A 16,813-nucleotide genomic window follows, 5' to 3' on the forward strand; every position below is an offset into this window, starting at 1 on the left:
TGTGACCTACCCCTGCTCAGAGACGTTTGTCTGTGTGAGAAAGAAAAGGGGAACCTCAGTTAAGATGAGGGCTACAGTTTGAAAGGAGGTTTCTCACTGTCATTAAGCTGGTTAGAAACATGGGCGAAAGTGCTTAGCATAAGAGCGCTTTTTATGGCGTGGTGAGTGCTTAAAAAAGCCTTTTAGATCAATCCTAAAAGGCTTTTTGGTTTGCTGTATTAATGCTTTTTGAGCTACATAGCGGCTTTGAAAATAGCCACCACGTCTTCATGGCTTGGTTGGATTGGGTTGGTAAGCCCACAAGCGTCTTTCATGGCGTTGTCAGCCAGAGTACTAAAGTCTTCTTCTTTTGCGCCAAGCTCGGTTAAGCCAGCTGGGATGTTAACGCTTTGAGACAGTTTAACAATCGCTGCAATGGCGGCATCCGCGCCTTCTTTATCGCTTAATCCGTTTACTTCTTGGCCCAATGCTTTGGCGATATCTTTTAAGCGTGGAGCGGCCACTTGAGCGTTATAGCGTTGTACATGAGGCAGCAATACTGCGTTACACACACCGTGTGGCAAGTCATAAAAACCGCCCAATTGGTGAGCCATAGCATGCACATAGCCTAACGATGCATTGTTAAACGCCATGCCTGCTAAGAATTGCGCATAGGCCATTTTGTCGCGTGCTTCCATGTTAGTGCCGTTATGCACCGCTTCGTGTAAATGGTCACGGATCAGTTCAATGGCCTTGATGGCGCAGGCGTCTGTGATTGGGTCCGCGGCGGTAGACACATAGGCTTCAATGGCGTGTGTAAGTGCGTCCATACCGGTTGCAGCGGTCAAAGATGCTGGCATGCCTGCCATGAGTCGAGGATCGTTTACCGATAAAATCGGCGTTACGTTTTGATCCACAATGGCCATTTTTATGTGGCGATCTTGGTCCGTGATGATACAAAAGCGCGTCATTTCAGAGGCGGTGCCCGCCGTGGTGTTAATGCCAATCAAAGGCAGTTGTGGTTTCTTAGACACATCCACGCCTTCGTAGTCGCTAATATGACCGCCATTGGTCGCAACAAGGGCGATGCCTTTGGCGCAATCATGGGCAGAGCCGCCGCCTAAAGAGATCACACAGTCACATTGATGAGTGTGTAACACGTCTAGGCCTGCGTTAACGTTGTTGACTGTCGGGTTGGGTTGAACACCATCAAAAATCAAGCTTTGTATGCCGCGAGCTTGCAACAAACCTTTTAGCTCATCAGCGACACCTAGCTTTGTCATTCCTGGATCAGTAACAATCAAAGCTTGCTTAAATCCAAGGTTTTCGATTTGTACGATGGCGTCATTAAGAGCGCCTTCGCCCATGATGTTGACCGCTGGAATGTAGAATGTGCTACTCATGACATTATCCTTATGATTAGTGATGGATGTTGTAAACCATGACTTCATTTTGGCACTTTTCATTTGTGTTCGATTTGACTTAACGCAAGCTTTTGTAGAATGGAAGCGACTTTGTTTGATGCTAATTAATGCGCGACGGCTTTTAGCATGGGGATGCATTTTAACGCCGCCTCTCGATCTTGGCTGACGTAGGCGCTGCTAATGGCGCCTTCTTTTAACAGGCAGATTAGGTCGACAAAAGACGCATCTTGGTTGCTCAATGCTTGTTGAATGAGGTGGCGAACCTGTTCTTTATGCTGGCGGCAATATTGAGAAATAGCACAGTCTTCATCGCTGAATTCGGCGCATGTGTTGATGAAAAAGCAGCCTCGAAATGAGTCTAACTCAGGAACTTTGTCGTGAAACCAATCGTTTAACCCATGAAACAACTTGTCTATCACGTCATGGTCATTTTTGGCACCGTCTAGCAGGTTCGTTAACCATTGAAGAAAACGCTGGTTTCTTGCTTCTAGAGTGGCTAATGCCAATGCCTCTTTGCCGGCAAAATGATGGTAGAGGGTTTTTTTGGCAATGCCGGACACACTAAGAATCTCGTTGATGCCGATAGAGTGGATGCTGTTTCGGTAAAACAGCGTCAGAGCGGTTTCGATAAGGGTTTGGCGTTTGCTGTTCATTGTGACTCCTCTTGAAGCCTTATAGTGGCAAAAGTAGACTGAAGTGTCTACTTTTCGTGGTGTAGGTCTTTTTCTGCTTTTGGTGATTTTTATCAAGAAAATTAATTGCGTTGATCCTCATTGCTTGTGGATTTATCACTGCTCAAATTGTCGCTCTGTGGTAAGGTTTCGGCTATTCAAAGCGTGAGGGCGAATTGGCCGCAGCGCACAGACATTAGTGACCTATTTAGAAGGAAGTGGTTGTGTCCGACACTCAATCGATAGAAATCAGTAAATTAGAAAAATTGCGTACTGCTTGGTTGCCTGCGGTCGAATTTTTGTTTGGGGAAGCCGCACCAGAAGCGGAGTTTGTTGGTTTTGAAATGAACGCCAATTCGGCAAAACCAGTGGCTTTGTTTGACAATGAGAAGGCACCATACCAATACAAGATTCAGATGCCAGCCCGTAGTTTTAGCAATGACGTGATGTTATTGGCAGATGTGATTCAAGAAATGGTCCGTGGCTTATTTCCGGCGGGTGAAAAAGATCATCAAACTACCTCACTTTGTGAAGGCACTGTGGTTTACGGGGCTATCATGGCGATTAAGCAGGTGTTTGGTGAAGAGTCTGTGGATTCTTACTTGAATGCGCTGCGCGAAAATGTGCCTGCTTATTACGATGCTTTTTCCTATGTTGCCGTGTTGTTAACAGAAGACCCTCAAGCCATTAAAAAGCTGCGTTCTGTTCAACCACTTTTATATAAGGTGAAAAAAGAGGACTTCGACACCGCGAATGTTGAGATTAACCGTAAGGTGAAGGATATTCTGCTGCTGACGTTCCGCGCTTAATAAGCGTATTAGGCCTAGCGCTTAGATAGGATGTTGAACACACTCTAAGCAAAACGAAAAAGCCGTGTCGAGACACGGCTTTTTTATGACTTATTGTCGAGCTAATGAGGTTTGTCAGTAGCCAATAGGAGTCACTCAATAAGCAGACTGAGTGACTCTTCCTCGTTATTCTGGTTTTAGTTCAGTCAGTTCTTCACTGAACCAAATTTTACGTTTGAAGCGAGGGTTTTTCGACGACATATCGATCTTGTATGGGTTTGGCTCATGCGTTTGAGGCAACTCTAGAATGTTGCACAGCTCTTGTGCCAACCATTTCTCAACTTTTAGCACGACCATTTTTTTACGTAGACGGCCTTGCTCGTCACGGTTCAAAATAGTCGGCAATGTATTCAGCGTTAGAATCTCACCCAATGCCGGGTGCGCCATACGCTCACGTCCTTCATCGCTGGCATAAAAATGCGAGACGGCGAAGACCATACGTTGAGGGTTGATTTGTTGTAAAAACTGACACGATTTCACCACGGTAGAACCAGTACGCACCATGTCGTCAAACAACACAATGCTGGCGCCGTCTAGGCCGTCGAACGTGTGCTCACTTTCTTTGTGTAGGGTGATTTCTACTTTACGCTCATCAGTACGCTCTTTGTCGAGCATAATGAATTTGGCTTTGCTCAGACCAAGCGTATTGAACATCTCTTTAACGAAGTCGCGAGCGCCTTTATCTGGAGCACAAAGTACCAAGCCTTCGCCATCTTTGCCGTAATGCAAAATGTCTGAATTCAGCAAATAGTGCGCGTAAATTTCATAAGGGATTAGGTTATGGAAATCGCCTTCAAAGACTTCATTAAAGATCTTTTGTACGGAATCTGAATGGTTATGGATCGTCATGACGGTATCGACGCCAGACAGTTTTAGCATTTGTGCGTAAAGCTTCGCAGTGAAGGGTTGGCCATCGAACTTTTTAATGTCTTTCACATCGCGTTCGAAGCTGGTTTCACCTAGGCTTTTGTGAGGTCCGCGATCCTGTGCGCTGTAGAACAAATCTGGTTCTACTAGGATGACACGGGCGGCGCCGTTTTCTTTCGCTGCTCTGGCGATAATGAAATTCGACATAGCAAGTTCTTGGCGAGTTTTCACATGGCTGCCAGTACTGACAATAATGACAGACTTGCCTTTAAGTTTACGGCCTATATTTTCAAAATCTGTCTCGTCAGAAATGAAACGCGGACAGAACTCAGAGTTCATGAATTGCTTCATGCTGATCAAGTCAGCAATGTCATCGTATTGGCCCATAGCATAGGCGATATCAATAGCAAATGGATTATCGGAAGAGTTACTAACGACTACAACGTTAGCTGGCTGACCGGTCGACAAAGTCATGAAAGATCCTTAACTAGAGGGGGTATGGGGATGAGCCAATTTTAATACTTGTCGGCTTATTGCGATAGGGTCGATGGAGATAAATCGCACATTAGTTTTAAGATAGATGATAACTGATTCTTATTCGTAAAAAAGAACTGTGTCGTTTCGGTTTTTATTCTTGCTTTTAAGCTGGGTATTCATTCCGCTCTTCGTTTTTTGTGTTTTTCCTAAACGGTTTGGAAAGTATTGGAAAGGCAATGTTGAATTTTTAGCAAAGTAAGCCGCACAGTGGCGACTCACTTCATCATGGACGGGACGCTCCTAGACACCTAATAAGGCGAACACCGAGTGAATAATAGGTGTCTTTTGAAGTCTCTTTGACTAACCGCCACAGGCTTGATAGCAACTTGGGGTCCGCGGACACACAGACCCTCTTGAGCAGATTAGCCTAGCGTCGTTATCTATGCCTCGTTCGATCCAGTTAATGTTAAGGATTTTTGCCACGCTCATCAGGTCTTTCTTCATGGCGTTGGGAATGGCCGATGTGCCGCCGCCACTAAAGCAGGCCTGTTTGAGCTCTTGAGCAATGGCGATAGCGTCTTTGCCTTGCGCCGTAATCGCTGGGTTCAAATCGATGCCAGAACAGAGAACGTGACTGCTGCCAGTCAGGTCTTGTACCTTGATGGATTCACAGGCATAGATACGCGGCTCGTCTCCCACGTTTAAAATGGAAATCTGCGCTGAAGTCCCCGTGGTCGGCGCGGTAATCATCCGAAATACAGCCCAGTTCTGACAAGGGTCTTCGACCAAACTCATGTTTCCCCAGGGCAAAGGAATGCCATTTCCGCGATAAACCGCTTTTAGTTTGCCCGGTGCAAAGGCATCAAAATAATGCCAATGGGGGTAGGGCGACACCGCGGTCATGCGGCGCATGGCCACCGACTCAGAGACACCAGCCAATTTTGCCGTGTTAATTTCGTAACCATTTCGGTCAAGCATTTGCCGAAAGGGTACTTTAGGACACAGTAAGGCGCCGGCAAAAAAACTGCACTCAAAATCCCGCCACGCATAGAGGATATCTTGCGCATCCATACCTGAGGTTTGTACTCGCGAATTGGGCGCTTGCAGAGGGGATATTTCATTACGTCCGGTCACTAAAACGTTTCTCATGCCGTCTTTATCGTGCAATACCGCATGACCAATATGCACCGCGAGATTGTACTTTAGTCGTTGTGGCTGGGACTTCATTATCTGATTGATGTAGATCTGGTTTGGGGGCTCAAAAAACGAGGTAACGACATGTTGCTCGTTGATTCCCATGCTCTCTAATACTGACAAAGGGGTTTTGCGGAACCATTTGATCTGCAACCCCATCTGCTTGGTGATGGCGACTATGTCGTCGAGGCTGAGAGGTAAGCGTTTTAACCCCACTTCTTCTGCTGCTCGTTCTAAATCTGGGAAATGATTTTGATGATGTTCTTGGTGGGCACGAATCAAAAGATGGGCGAATTGACGACCGCTGGTGCCGGTTTGAGACAGCATTTCAGGAATGGCAATTTGCAGGATCTCTTTTGAGAACAAGAAGTTTGGCTCCAGCGCCATGCCATTAATGCCACCACCGGACCCTTTTTGCGGAACGATCGCGTCTTCTTCTGGAATGTCGTCTAAAAACCAATCGATGTTTTTCTGAAAAACACTGGCAATAATCTCCAATACTTCTTCACTGGGAACGCGTTTACCGCGTTCTATCATGGACAAATAAGAGACAGACGGCGCGTATTCCGCGTTCACTTTTACGCATCTTGCAGACAGGTCTTCCATCGTCAAACGGTTGCGTTTTCTGAGGTTGCGGATCTTAGTACCCAAAAAATGGGCTTTACGGATAAGGCTATTTTTATTTTTCATTTTTGTAAAATTTACACTGTGTAATTCTTATTGTGAAATTTTAATTTAGTTTGTCATAGACTAAAAATCAAGCAATCGGAACTTGTTACCGACATCCCGACAAGACAGGCAGATGAGAAAAGGAAAGTAAGATGAAGCAATCACACAATAAAAATACTGCAATGCAAGATGGGTTAGACCTGTTCGTAAATGATGATTTCCGTCGCTTTCTTGATAACGATGTCTTGCCACTGCATGGCTTAGAGACTGAGACATTTTGGCGTGACCTTAAGCAGTTGATCTGCGACCTAGCACCTGTCAATCGCCAGTTGCTCGCCACGCGAACTCGCCTGCAACAGCAAATTGACCAGTGGCATAAAGAACAACAAGGTCAGCCAATGGACATGGCGGAGTACGAGTCTTTTCTCAGAGACATTGGCTACATAGTAAAAGCAGGTGGTGATGTCACTGTAAGCACTGACCATGTGGACGACGAGATCGCGCAGTTAGCAGGCCCTCAATTGGTTGTACCGCTTAAAAATGCTCGCTTTGCGTTGAACGCAGTAAACGCTCGTTGGGGCAGTATGTACGACGCTTTTTACGGCACCGATGTCATTGAACGCGGCGAACTCGATCTGGCTGGTGGGCATAATGCACAGCGCGGTCAACAGGTTATCGCGAAAGCAAAAGACTTTTTGGATGAGATCTTCCCATTAGACCAAGGTTCTCATCATGATGTGACCAGCTATGTTGTTTACTACCATCATCTGTTGGCCTTTTTCGCCGATGGCCGTCAAACCGGACTGAAAAAACCTTGCCAGTTCGTTGCTATTAATGGGCAAAAAGCCGACCCAGAGTCGCTTTTGCTGAAAAACAATGGCCTGCATGTGGAGATCAAATTCGATCGTAATGGCAAAAATGGCATAAGCGACAAGGCCAATATTGATGACATCCTCATTGAGTCTGCGCTGACCACCATTATGGACTGTGAAGATTCTGTTGCCGCGGTGGACGCCGAGGACAAATTAGAGGTTTACCAGAACTGGTTAGGCTTGATGCAAGGCACCTTGGAAACAAGCTTTGAAAAAGACGGTGAAACCCACACACGCAGGATGAATCCAGATCGTATTTTTTCTGACTTAGACGGTGAGGTGTATCGAGTTTCAGGTCGTTCTTTGATGTTGATTCGAAATGTCGGGCATTTGATGGAATCGGATTTGATCCAAGATTCAAAGGGAGATTTTGTACCAGAAGGCATCATAGATGCCGTGGTAACTGCCCTGATTGGTGCCTTGGATTTGCAGCGTGAAACAGGCCTTAGCAATAGCCGCACCGGCAGCATTTACATTGTAAAACCGAAAATGCACGGACCCGAAGAAGTGGCTTTTAGTTGCGAGTTGTTTGCCCGTGTTGAGCAACTTTTGGGTTTGGCGAAGAACACATTGAAGATTGGCATTATGGATGAAGAGCGCCGTACAACGCTGAATCTAAAAGAGTGTATTCGCATGGCGCAAGAACGTGTGGTGTTTATTAACACCGGCTTCTTAGATCGTACCGGTGACGAAATACACACCAGTATGCAGGCCGGGGCGTTTTTGCCCAAAGATCAGATTAAACAGCAAGTGTGGATAGACGCGTACGAGAATCGCAATGTCGATGTTGGCTTGCAGTGCGGTTTGCAAGGTCGAGCACAGATAGGCAAAGGCATGTGGGCGATGCCAGATGAGATGGCGATGATGATGAAAACCAAAATCGCACACCCTCAAGCCGGCGCTAATACCGCTTGGGTACCGTCGCCAACTGCGGCAACACTGCACGCTCTGCATTATCACCAAGTTGATGTGTTTGCTGAGCAAGAGTGCATCAAACAGCGGACGCCAGTGACCTTTACGGATTTGCTGCGAATTCCCATTATTCAACCGGGGCAGGCCTTGTCTGCCGAGATTATTCAACGCGAAATTGAGAACAATGTTCAAGGGTTGTTGGGGTATGTCGTGCGCTGGGTTGAAGCGGGCGTTGGTTGCTCAAAAGTGCCCGATATTAACAATACGGCGCTCATGGAAGACCGCGCGACATTGCGTATTTCTAGCCAGCATTTGGCGAATTGGTTACTGCACGGCATTTGTAATAAAAGCCAGGTGATGGATGTGATGGAACGCATGGCCAAGGTAGTGGATGAACAAAATAAAACCACCGCAGGCTATCAGCCAATGGCGCCAGAAGGCAAGACCGCGAGTGAGCAGGCAAGTTTCGCTTTCAAGGCCGCACAGGATTTGATTTTCAACGGTGTTGAGCAGCCAAGCGGTTACACCGAGCCGCTTTTGCATACCTACCGAGTAAGGGCAAAAGCCGCTGCGAAGCAGTAGTGTACAAAGATGAATTTGATTGATTTAAACGATGTTGGCAGTCGCCAAAGAGACTAAAAACCTAACCCTAAATAAGAGAGCTTAACCATGCAAACTTACAAAAACAAAACTCAGCAGGCAGCACAAACTATTCAGCAACAAGGCACATGGGGGGCGATTAACCCTGAAAATGTGGCCAGAATGCAATTGCAGAATCGTTTTACCAGTGGTTTAGACATTGCAAAATACACGGCTAAGATCATGCGTGAAGACATGGCAAGTTACGATAAAGACGCGGCCAATTACACTCAGTCTTTGGGGTGCTGGCATGGTTTTATCGGCCAACAAAAAATGATCTCTATTAAGAAGCACTTTGGTACGACGCGCAGTCGTTACCTGTATCTATCTGGTTGGATGGTGGCGGCCATGCGTTCTGAATTTGGGCCTTTACCTGATCAGTCTATGCATGAAAAAACGTCTGTGCCGGCCTTGATCGAAGAGCTTTATACCTTTTTGAAGCAAGCGGATGCTCGTGAGCTACAGCATTTATTTAAAGAAATGGACGAGGCTCGTGCCGCCGGTGATCAGGTGCGTGAGCAGGCGGCGCAAACGCAAATTGATAATTTTGAAACCCATGTAGTGCCTATTATCGCCGATATAGATGCAGGTTTTGGTAATGAAGAAGCGACCTACTTGCTAGCGAAAAAAATGATCGAAGCGGGCGCATGTTGTATTCAGATCGAGAATCAGGTGTCTGATGCCAAACAGTGTGGTCACCAAGATGGCAAGGTAACCGTGCCTCATGAGGACTTCTTAGCGAAAATTAACGCGGTACGCTATGCCTTTATGGAGTTGGGCGTTGACGATGGTGTGATCGTTGCTCGTACGGATTCATTAGGGGCAGGCTTAACGCAAAAAATCCCAGTGTCTCGTGAGCCAGGTGATTTGGCGGATCAATACAATGCCTACCTAGATGGGGAAGAAGTGAACTCATTGGCTGACATGCAATCGGGTGATATGGCGATTAAACAAGGCGATCGTTTGATCAAACCGACCCGTTTGCCAAATGGTTTAGTACGCTTTAAAGCGGATACTGGTGCAGATCGTGTGGTATTGGATTGTATTACGTCGTTGCAAAATGGTGCGGATCTGTTGTGGATCGAAACGGAAAAGCCTCATATCGGCCAAATAGCTGAGTTGGTAAACCGTATCCGTGATGTCGTGCCTAATGCCAAATTGGTTTACAACAACAGCCCATCGTTTAACTGGACGTTAAACTTCCGTCAGCAAGTATTTGATGCTTGGTTGGAAGAAGGTAAAAACACGGCCGATTACCAGCGTGATCAGTTGATGTCTTCTCAATACGATGGCACAGAATTGGCGGATGAAGCGGATGAGCGTATTCGTTGCTTCCAAAGAGACGCCGCGCAGCAAGCGGGTATTTTCCATCATTTGATTACCTTGCCGACTTACCATACCGCGGCCTTGTCTACTGACAATTTAGCGAAAGACTACTTTGGCGAGCAAGGCATGTTGGGTTACGTGAAAGAAGTGCAGCGCAAAGAAATTCGTCAAGGTCTGGCCTGTGTGAAGCATCAGGACATGTCTGGCTCAAACATAGGCGATGACCATAAAGAGTACTTCTCTGGTGCACAAGCGCTAAAAGCATCAGGCAAAGACAATACGATGAATCAGTTCGCCGTATCTTCTTAAGGAAATCTTAAGAAGCTGAGTTCTGTAAAGAGATCTTAGAATGATGTTGTTCTAAAAAGATCCTAATAAAGAGTTTCCTTAATAGACCTTTGTAAGGCCAGCAATGATGTGATTGCTGGCCTTTTTTTGTCTATTAAATAGTTTAATTCGAATGTCTTTAATACTTTGTTTGCCTTTCCTCTTTAAGCTACTTAGCATTGCGCCTATCTGTTTTATAGGAGCAATGTGGTGGACGTAACACAGAATAGATTGAAAACAGCGACCATTGTCTCAGCCATTACTATGGTGCTGACAGGCTGCTCTTTATTCTCAAACAATGGATACCAAGGTGGCGATCATCGTGGCGGTGGGCCTACGGGGCCATTAACGGGCACGGAAATAGCTAACAAAATAGACCCTGAAGACCTAAAAGCCGAGCAAGACGAAAACGCCCCTTATGTTGGCGGTGATCATCGTGGTGGAGGCCCAACGGGACCTTTATCTGGTGTAGCAACCGACAGCGCAGCGAGCTCTGAGGAAAAAGCGACTCAAACCTCTTCTATTGCAGAAAACTCGGCGAGCGTGGAACAAAGCAGTGATCTTCAAGAAAGCTCAGAAACTGGCGCAGACGAAGAAGTGTACTTAGGCGGAGATCATAGGGGCGGCGGTTCTGTGGTGCCTTGATCGAGTCAATGGTGCAGCATTGTCTAATAAAAAACCTGAGCGTTGGGCAACCATACTCAGGTTTTTTTATGGAAGTTAGGACACCTTGTTAGGCGATGACATAGTGTGTTCATTAAAGTGTCATCGATTCTGTGTATTTTGATGGGATAGCAATTAACCGTCTACGATGTTCGCATTTGAAGGATACACAAGATGAAATATAACGCTTTGCTCGTCGGCTTAGTGTCCGCTGGTGTGTTAGCTGGTTGCACTAGCACAATGACAAAAACAGCCGATACGAGTTTTACCACGTCTTTTCCACAAGAGGGCAGTCCGCTGCCTTATCGGGTTTTACGCAACGACTTATTGGATGCAAGAAGCGGTAAAGTATTTGACATTCGTAACGGTGGCTACGGTTCGGCAATGACAGGGAACCCTCATCATGCCAATCAGTTTTATGCGTTAACAGATCGTGGCCCAAATGCCGCTTTTACTGGTGATCTAGGGAAAGGAAAGATGTTCCCTGTAGCGGATTACACGCCTCGTATTGGTTTGTTTGAAGTGATGCCAAATGGCGTGATTAAGCAGCGTAAAGATATCCTATTGAAACGCCCAGACGGTACCTTGATAAGCGGTTTGCCCAATTCATCCGCGTTAGGCGGAACGGGAGAAACGCCATACGATGCCAAAGGCAATGCCATCTTGGAGAACCCCAACAAGCCATACAATAAAGTCAGCAATCCCATTAAGTTGGATGATTACGGTCTTGATGGGGAAGGGTTGGTTGCGCTAAAAGATGGCACCTTTTGGGTGAGTGATGAATATGGCCCACACATAGTTCATTTCGATGCTAATGGCGTTGAAATGGGTCGTATAAACGCCTTTAAAAACGACAGCAGGGACCGTTTCCATTTGCCTGCAGTATTCCAATATCGTCGCGCGAACCGTGGTATGGAAGGTTTAGCCATTACACCAGATGAAAAGACGCTGGTGGGCATTATGCAATCGACTTTAGCGAATCCGAATAAAGCCGCGCAAAAAGGGGATTTAACGCGTCTGGTCAGTATTCGATTAGACAATGGCCAATCTGAGCAGTATTTGTATCGCCAAGAGAAAAAGCAAAATTCGAACTCTGAGCTAGCCGCGCTCAACAGTCATGAGTTTTTAGTGGATGAACGTGATGGTGGTTTTTTACTTGGCGGATTAGATGGCGACGCTAACCCGAATGTTCAAAAGCATATTTACCGCATCGACCTTACGACAGGCACACCATTGTCTAGCGTCCCTTTATCGTCTTCTATTACACGTGACCCTCGCCATGGGTTGATGATAGACGGATTGACCCTAGAGCAATTTGTAGAGAAAAAAGGCTGGGCAGCATTGGCCGAAAAAGGCATGAAACCGGTTGAGAAAACCTTGGTGGTAGATGTGGTGAAAGCCGTGAATTACCCACACGATAAAATGGAAGGCCTATGGGTGATTGATTCACACCATTTGGGCATTTTAAACGATGACGACTTTGCGACCTGGTCTACAAAAGGTAAGTTAGAGCAAAAATACCTTGATAAACAGCAAGTGGATGGCAACCGCCTGTACATAATTGATACCGACTTGTTTGCTACAGAGTAGGCTTGTTCTCTGATTTTGAGAACTTTTGTCAGAAATTTTGCGTTTTTTAGTGATCATTGAGGATACCGTGAGACAATTTGCTTGGTCTTATTTACGGCTAGCCTCAAGAAGCTTTAGACTCGTCTTTATTATTGGTGAAGAGGAGCTTTTTATGAAATCAGCAAAACGAATGATGAAAGCGATGGTGTTAGCGTCCTTGTTAGTCGGGTTAACCGCGTGTGTGTTTATGCCGCATGGACATCATGGCGGTGGGCACGGTGGTCGAGTACATAGCCGGTAATCAAAAAAAGCGCAGCGGCGCTTTTTTTTGTGTCTAGGGTTTGGGGTTATTCGTATTCGACCTTTATGATTTAATAGATTGTTTTTTATCAAGAAAAATGGACAAATCAGTATTAATTACGCGCCAAAACAGAAGAAAATCCTCAACTATTTTTAGCTTTATGGTAGATTGAAGCAATACAACAGAGTTCGGACCATTATTCGAATAATAACATCACTTAAGATAGATTTGTGGTCGGCACAAATCGCGCTTTTAGGGAGCCAAATATGCGTTTTAAGCACACTAGACTTTTAGCTAGCTCGATTCTACTTGGAGCTATGACAACTCATGCGATGGCCGCAGAATTTAAAGTCCCAGTTTCATACGAAATTATGTACGTTGACCTTAAAGACACCAGTAAATTTGGTTCTGATTTTGATATTAAACTTGATAAAGGTCATCACCAAGTTGTTGTTCGTTATAACCAAAACATCCGCAATAGCGACGATTTGAATCTATACAGATCAGAGCCTATCATCATCGATTTTGATGTAGAGCAAGACACCAAGCTTGAGCTTAAAGCGCCTTTTATCCGCAAAGATCAACAAGCATCGGACTACGCAGACAAACCTACCTTTACTATTGTAGATGCAAAAACTGGCAGCAAATATGATTACACAGATCAGATGCTACCGATGAAACCGGGCTTTCAACCAACACGAAATTACCTAGAAGAAATTAAAGTCTTCACAGGTGTGAAAGCCGCGAATGCCGCGAGCTCTGCAGCGACTTACGCACCAACACCACCACCAAAAGAAGTGGCTGAAACCAATGAGTTCCAGATGATGCAGTTCTGGTTTAATAAATCTGACGCGGCAACGCGCAAAGATTTCCGCATCTGGATGGTAGATAATACGCATCAACCAAAAGCGAAAAACACACAATTTGAAATGCTGACATTCTGGTTCAATAAAGCCACGCCAACTGAGCGTAAAGCCTTCCAAGTTTGGTTAGTTCAGTAATTTTGTAGCCTTATAGATGTAAAAAAACCTGCCAGAGAGCAGGTTTTTTTTCGTTTGGAGATTATTTATACCGCTTTGACGGATGTTTGTGTTACTCGACTTTTAGTAAATTGCTTATTAATCCATAGGGCAAAAAGCATGATTGCGCCGCCAATTGAAAGACGTATTAGGTCAGCGTCACGATTCCAAAATATCAGGTTGACTAGGATGCCGGCAGGTATGAGCAGATTGTTAGAAATAGCAAGAGTACCAATGTTCACCAGTGTTGCGCCGCGATTCCAAGCAAAATATCCCACCCCAGAAGCAATAATACCAAGGTAGGTTAATATGCCCCACTGTAATGGTGTTGTTGGTAATTTATCTAAGTCTCCTAGTAACAAAAAGCATGGCGTAACGACTATTAATGCGCCAATAAAGAACCAGCCAAATATGGCTCTTTGGGGCAAATCGATGGTGCTTTTTGCCATTATCCGTTTATAACCCACTTGACCAACAGCAAAGCAAATATTGGCACCTTGGACAATCAGAAAGCCTTTGATAAAGCCTTCATCCACACCTTGGTAGCGAATAGCGACAGCGCCTAAGACAGCAACGCCAGCACTAAAAATAAAGCCTGGGTTAAATTGTTTAGCGAATAGACCATTGATCAATGTCACATAGATAGGCGTCAAAACACTAAAGAGTAATACTTCTGGCACGGATAGATATAAAAAGGATTGGTAATAAAAGCCATACATAATGCCCAATTGAAAGGCACCACATAGCATCAGTAACAAGGCGGTTTTAGCTTCTATTTGACGCCATTTTAAGAAGGGTAAAAAGACGAGAGTGGCGAGGGCGACGCGCATTAATACCGAGAACCAAGCATCCACTTGCCCCGCTAGGTAAACGCCGATCAGGCTAAATGAGAATGCCCATAAAAAAGTGACGGCAATAAGTATTGACATGGTTAAATTCCAGAAAGTTCATCAAAAGTGACGCTAAGTTTAACGACTTTGATAATTTTGGTAAATCTGTTTACCAAAAATAAAATTCAGGTTTACTAATGTGGTTTTTTTAGCAGTGTCATTGTTTAGCCGTATAAAACCATAATGGTGATGGGGTGAGTAACGAGTTAGGACGGCTAAAGAGTTGTTTTTTATTGATCTAGATTCAGGTTTTGTTGTGCTTGTCGGCTTGCCTCCGGAAAACCTTGATCTAGATTAAGATTTATTCTCATCAGACTTGTTACCTTGCTGGTCATTGATATTTCGTTTGACCAAAAAAGGAATCTGATGATGAAAGCATTTATCCCTGTTGCCCTTGTTTCTGCTCTTTGCTCTTCTGTTGTGCTTGCTCATAATGAAGGCGATTTTTTCGTCCGTGGTGGTGCCGCGATTGTGATGCCGAATGAGAGCAGTGATGACGTTGGTGGTAATGAGCTGAAAATTGATGACGACACTCAATTAGCGGCGACCTTTACTTACATGGCAACAGACAATATTGGTGTTGAGCTGTTGTTAGCGACCCCTTTTACTCATGACGTTAAGCTTGACGGTGATAAAGTTGCCGAGGTGTCTCAATTGCCACCGTCTTTGATGGTGCAATATTATTTTGCTCAAGCGAACAGCAAAATTCGCCCTTATGTTGGTGCTGGTGTGAATTACACTTTTTTCTTTGATGAAAAAGGCAAAGGGGCTTTGTCTGGAACAGATGTTAGCGTAGATGACTCAATGGGTTGGACGGTTCAAGCAGGGGTGGATGCAAAATTTGCAGAAAACTGGTTTGCGAATGCGTCAATTTGGTACATGGACATTGATACCGATGTACGTACTGCCATAGGAACTATCCATACAGAAATTGACCCTGTCTCCGTTATGCTCGGTGTGGGTTACACCTTTTAAAATGTGATGTGTTAAACCACTAAAGCGCCCCTGTATTGATGTGTCATCATGCAGGGGCGTTTTGCATTGTCTGGAAAAAGTGTCTGGCAAAACGTGTTTATAAAGGCGCGGTTTAGAAAATGATTAAGTGCAATACGCCGCGTAATAGCATGCCGATCAGGCCGCCGTATATGGCCACACGCATCACTTTGTTAATGCGTGTTCCGGCGGCAGCGAAAATAGCAATGCCTGCGATATCAAGAGGATTGGTCGCAAATCCAGCCATGCGATTAAGTTCTGTAACGCTAATGGCACCTTGTTTGACTAAGTCGATGGTGATGCCAACGTAAGCGGTGCCACCTGCGATAAATTTGGTGACGAGTGGTAAAACACTGGCTTCAGGCAAATGGATTAGGCTAAGTGCTGGGGCTAGAAGAGGCGCTAAATAGTCAATGACATGGAGAGCTTTGAGTAAATTGACAAAAAAGATCGCAATAATCAGCATAGGAATCATGCCGAGCGCCAAGCGCATACCTTCTTGTCCACCGTCAGACAAAATCTGTAAGACGCTCTTTTTCCCTTCATAATGAGCGGGGGCGGTATTGTCTTCATCGGTGACTTCTCTACTATCCCAACTTTTTGTGAACAGGTAATAGGTGACGGCCGCCGCGGCTAACCCACCCACAAACGAAGTCGCGATTAAAATACCGACATTAAGCCCGACAGCGGCTAATGGAAACGCCGCGTTGGCTTGTGACATGGCGAGTACCATCGCGATGGTGGCTGCCAAGTGACGCTCGTTGGTGCCGTTCTTATCCATTAAGGACAAGGTTGCGATGGGCGCGGCAAAACTTACGAAGGTGATTTTTAACGCGGCAAAAACGCCGAGTCCAGGAATACCAAATAGACGAGTAACTGGTGCAATTTTATCGCATAGCCAACTTAAAACACCTTTAGCATCAAGCAGTTTCATAATGGCGAGCATGATAACCATCATGGGCAATAAAATGTACAAGGCCATATCAAGTCCCGCTTTACCGGAGACGAGTACAAGAGAAATAAACTGGTCCATCAAGTGTTCCTGTTGATAGTAAAAAACAGCAATAGAGCGGCAATGTATAGAAAAAACGCGCTAAATAGAAGGCTTGCTTTGTTTTGATCGTTCTTAAACTTCGCCTTGAATACGAGTATGATGCGCAACACCCAACGCAA

The 16,813-nt window shown here is 45.3% G+C and carries 14 protein-coding genes; 8 read left to right on the forward strand and 6 right to left on the reverse strand.

Annotated elements, in window-relative coordinates; translation table 11 throughout:
* Nucleotides 1-233: 233 nt before the first annotated feature.
* Together yiaY and ACIGBN_RS02090 are read right to left on the reverse strand one after the other, a co-directional pair.
* Nucleotides 234-1,382, reverse strand: a complete 1,149-nt coding sequence (yiaY, locus tag ACIGBN_RS02085) for an L-threonine dehydrogenase (RefSeq protein WP_133001697.1) — start codon at nt 1,380-1,382, stop codon at nt 234-236.
* A 125-nt stretch (nt 1,383-1,507) separates the two neighbouring features.
* Nucleotides 1,508-2,056 (reverse strand): TetR/AcrR family transcriptional regulator, encoded by a 549-nt coding sequence (locus ACIGBN_RS02090; protein WP_396663387.1) that lies wholly within the window; start codon nt 2,054-2,056, stop codon nt 1,508-1,510.
* Between the two features lie 242 nt (nt 2,057-2,298).
* Between ACIGBN_RS02090 and ACIGBN_RS02095 the strand changes: the two genes are divergently transcribed.
* Nucleotides 2,299-2,883 (forward strand): hypothetical protein, encoded by a 585-nt coding sequence (locus ACIGBN_RS02095; protein ID WP_341566100.1) that lies wholly within the window; start codon nt 2,299-2,301, stop codon nt 2,881-2,883.
* 165 nt (nt 2,884-3,048) lie between these two features.
* Here the strand turns inward: ACIGBN_RS02095 and ACIGBN_RS02100 are convergent, their stop codons facing one another.
* On the reverse strand, nt 3,049-4,263 hold the full coding sequence (locus ACIGBN_RS02100) for a phosphoribosyltransferase family protein (protein ID WP_133001694.1): 1,215 nt from the start codon (nt 4,261-4,263) through the stop codon (nt 3,049-3,051).
* Nucleotides 4,264-4,626: 363 nt separating this feature from the next.
* Nucleotides 4,627-6,150, reverse strand: coding sequence for a DUF3612 domain-containing protein (locus ACIGBN_RS02105; RefSeq protein WP_133001693.1), 1,524 nt, complete (start codon nt 6,148-6,150; stop codon nt 4,627-4,629).
* A gap of 161 nt (nt 6,151-6,311) precedes the next feature.
* Between ACIGBN_RS02105 and ACIGBN_RS02110 the strand changes: the two genes are divergently transcribed.
* The 6 genes from ACIGBN_RS02110 to ACIGBN_RS02135 all read left to right on the forward strand — a co-directional run bounded on the left by ACIGBN_RS02110 (nt 6,312) and on the right by ACIGBN_RS02135 (nt 13,739).
* On the forward strand, nt 6,312-8,495 hold the full coding sequence (locus ACIGBN_RS02110; protein ID WP_396663595.1) for a malate synthase G: 2,184 nt from the start codon (nt 6,312-6,314) through the stop codon (nt 8,493-8,495).
* A gap of 87 nt (nt 8,496-8,582) precedes the next feature.
* Nucleotides 8,583-10,187 (forward strand): isocitrate lyase, encoded by a 1,605-nt coding sequence (locus tag ACIGBN_RS02115; protein WP_133001692.1) that lies wholly within the window; start codon nt 8,583-8,585, stop codon nt 10,185-10,187.
* Between the two features lie 228 nt (nt 10,188-10,415).
* Nucleotides 10,416-10,850 (forward strand): hypothetical protein, encoded by a 435-nt coding sequence (locus ACIGBN_RS02120; RefSeq protein WP_396663391.1) that lies wholly within the window; start codon nt 10,416-10,418, stop codon nt 10,848-10,850.
* Between the two features lie 192 nt (nt 10,851-11,042).
* Nucleotides 11,043-12,458 carry an esterase-like activity of phytase family protein gene (locus tag ACIGBN_RS02125; protein ID WP_396663393.1) on the forward strand — a complete coding sequence of 472 codons (1,416 nt, stop codon included), beginning with the start codon at nt 11,043-11,045 and terminating at the stop codon, nt 12,456-12,458.
* A 151-nt stretch (nt 12,459-12,609) separates the two neighbouring features.
* A complete protein-coding gene (locus tag ACIGBN_RS02130) occupies nt 12,610-12,738 on the forward strand; it encodes a hypothetical protein (protein ID WP_279433429.1) in 129 nt (42 codons plus the stop codon).
* Nucleotides 12,739-13,055: 317 nt separating this feature from the next.
* Nucleotides 13,056-13,739 (forward strand): DUF2057 family protein, encoded by a 684-nt coding sequence (locus tag ACIGBN_RS02135; RefSeq protein WP_396663394.1) that lies wholly within the window; start codon nt 13,056-13,058, stop codon nt 13,737-13,739.
* Nucleotides 13,740-13,804: 65 nt separating this feature from the next.
* On the opposite strand, the gene ACIGBN_RS02140 is transcribed toward ACIGBN_RS02135, so the two are convergent.
* A complete protein-coding gene (locus tag ACIGBN_RS02140; RefSeq protein ID WP_396663396.1) occupies nt 13,805-14,686 on the reverse strand; it encodes a carboxylate/amino acid/amine transporter in 882 nt (293 codons plus the stop codon).
* A 327-nt stretch (nt 14,687-15,013) separates the two neighbouring features.
* On the opposite strand from ACIGBN_RS02140, the gene ACIGBN_RS02145 reads away from it, so the two are divergent.
* Nucleotides 15,014-15,622, forward strand: coding sequence for an OmpW family outer membrane protein (locus tag ACIGBN_RS02145; protein ID WP_396663398.1), 609 nt, complete (start codon nt 15,014-15,016; stop codon nt 15,620-15,622).
* Between the two features lie 112 nt (nt 15,623-15,734).
* Here ACIGBN_RS02145 and ACIGBN_RS02150 read toward each other — a convergent pair whose 3' ends face one another.
* Nucleotides 15,735-16,673 carry a nucleoside recognition family protein gene (locus tag ACIGBN_RS02150; RefSeq protein WP_133001686.1) on the reverse strand — a complete coding sequence of 313 codons (939 nt, stop codon included), beginning with the start codon at nt 16,671-16,673 and terminating at the stop codon, nt 15,735-15,737.
* Nucleotides 16,674-16,813 lie beyond the last annotated feature (140 nt).

It is taken from the genome of Marinomonas sp. NPDC078689 (assembly GCF_044542435.1).
GTDB lineage: Bacteria > Pseudomonadota > Gammaproteobacteria > Pseudomonadales > Marinomonadaceae > Marinomonas > Marinomonas arenicola.

Bases quoted from the DNA above. Each gene is read 5' to 3' on its own strand.
- yiaY (WP_133001697.1), bottom strand. From the start codon at position 1,382: ATGAGTAGCACATTCTACATTCCAGCGGTCAACATCATGGGCGAAGGC.
- ACIGBN_RS02090 (WP_396663387.1), bottom strand. From the start codon at position 2,056: ATGAACAGCAAACGCCAAACCCTTATCGAAACCGCTCTGACGCTGTTT.
- ACIGBN_RS02100 (WP_133001694.1), bottom strand. From the start codon at position 4,263: ATGACTTTGTCGACCGGTCAGCCAGCTAACGTTGTAGTCGTTAGTAAC.
- ACIGBN_RS02105 (WP_133001693.1), bottom strand. From the start codon at position 6,150: ATGAAAAATAAAAATAGCCTTATCCGTAAAGCCCATTTTTTGGGTACT.
- ACIGBN_RS02110 (WP_396663595.1), top strand. From the start codon at position 6,312: ATGCAAGATGGGTTAGACCTGTTCGTAAATGATGATTTCCGTCGCTTT.
- ACIGBN_RS02115 (WP_133001692.1), top strand. From the start codon at position 8,583: ATGCAAACTTACAAAAACAAAACTCAGCAGGCAGCACAAACTATTCAG.
- ACIGBN_RS02125 (WP_396663393.1), top strand. From the start codon at position 11,043: ATGAAATATAACGCTTTGCTCGTCGGCTTAGTGTCCGCTGGTGTGTTA.
- ACIGBN_RS02130 (WP_279433429.1), top strand. From the start codon at position 12,610: ATGAAATCAGCAAAACGAATGATGAAAGCGATGGTGTTAGCGTCCTTG.
- ACIGBN_RS02135 (WP_396663394.1), top strand. From the start codon at position 13,056: ATGACAACTCATGCGATGGCCGCAGAATTTAAAGTCCCAGTTTCATAC.
- ACIGBN_RS02140 (WP_396663396.1), bottom strand. From the start codon at position 14,686: ATGTCAATACTTATTGCCGTCACTTTTTTATGGGCATTCTCATTTAGC.
- ACIGBN_RS02145 (WP_396663398.1), top strand. From the start codon at position 15,014: ATGATGAAAGCATTTATCCCTGTTGCCCTTGTTTCTGCTCTTTGCTCT.
- ACIGBN_RS02150 (WP_133001686.1), bottom strand. From the start codon at position 16,673: ATGGACCAGTTTATTTCTCTTGTACTCGTCTCCGGTAAAGCGGGACTT.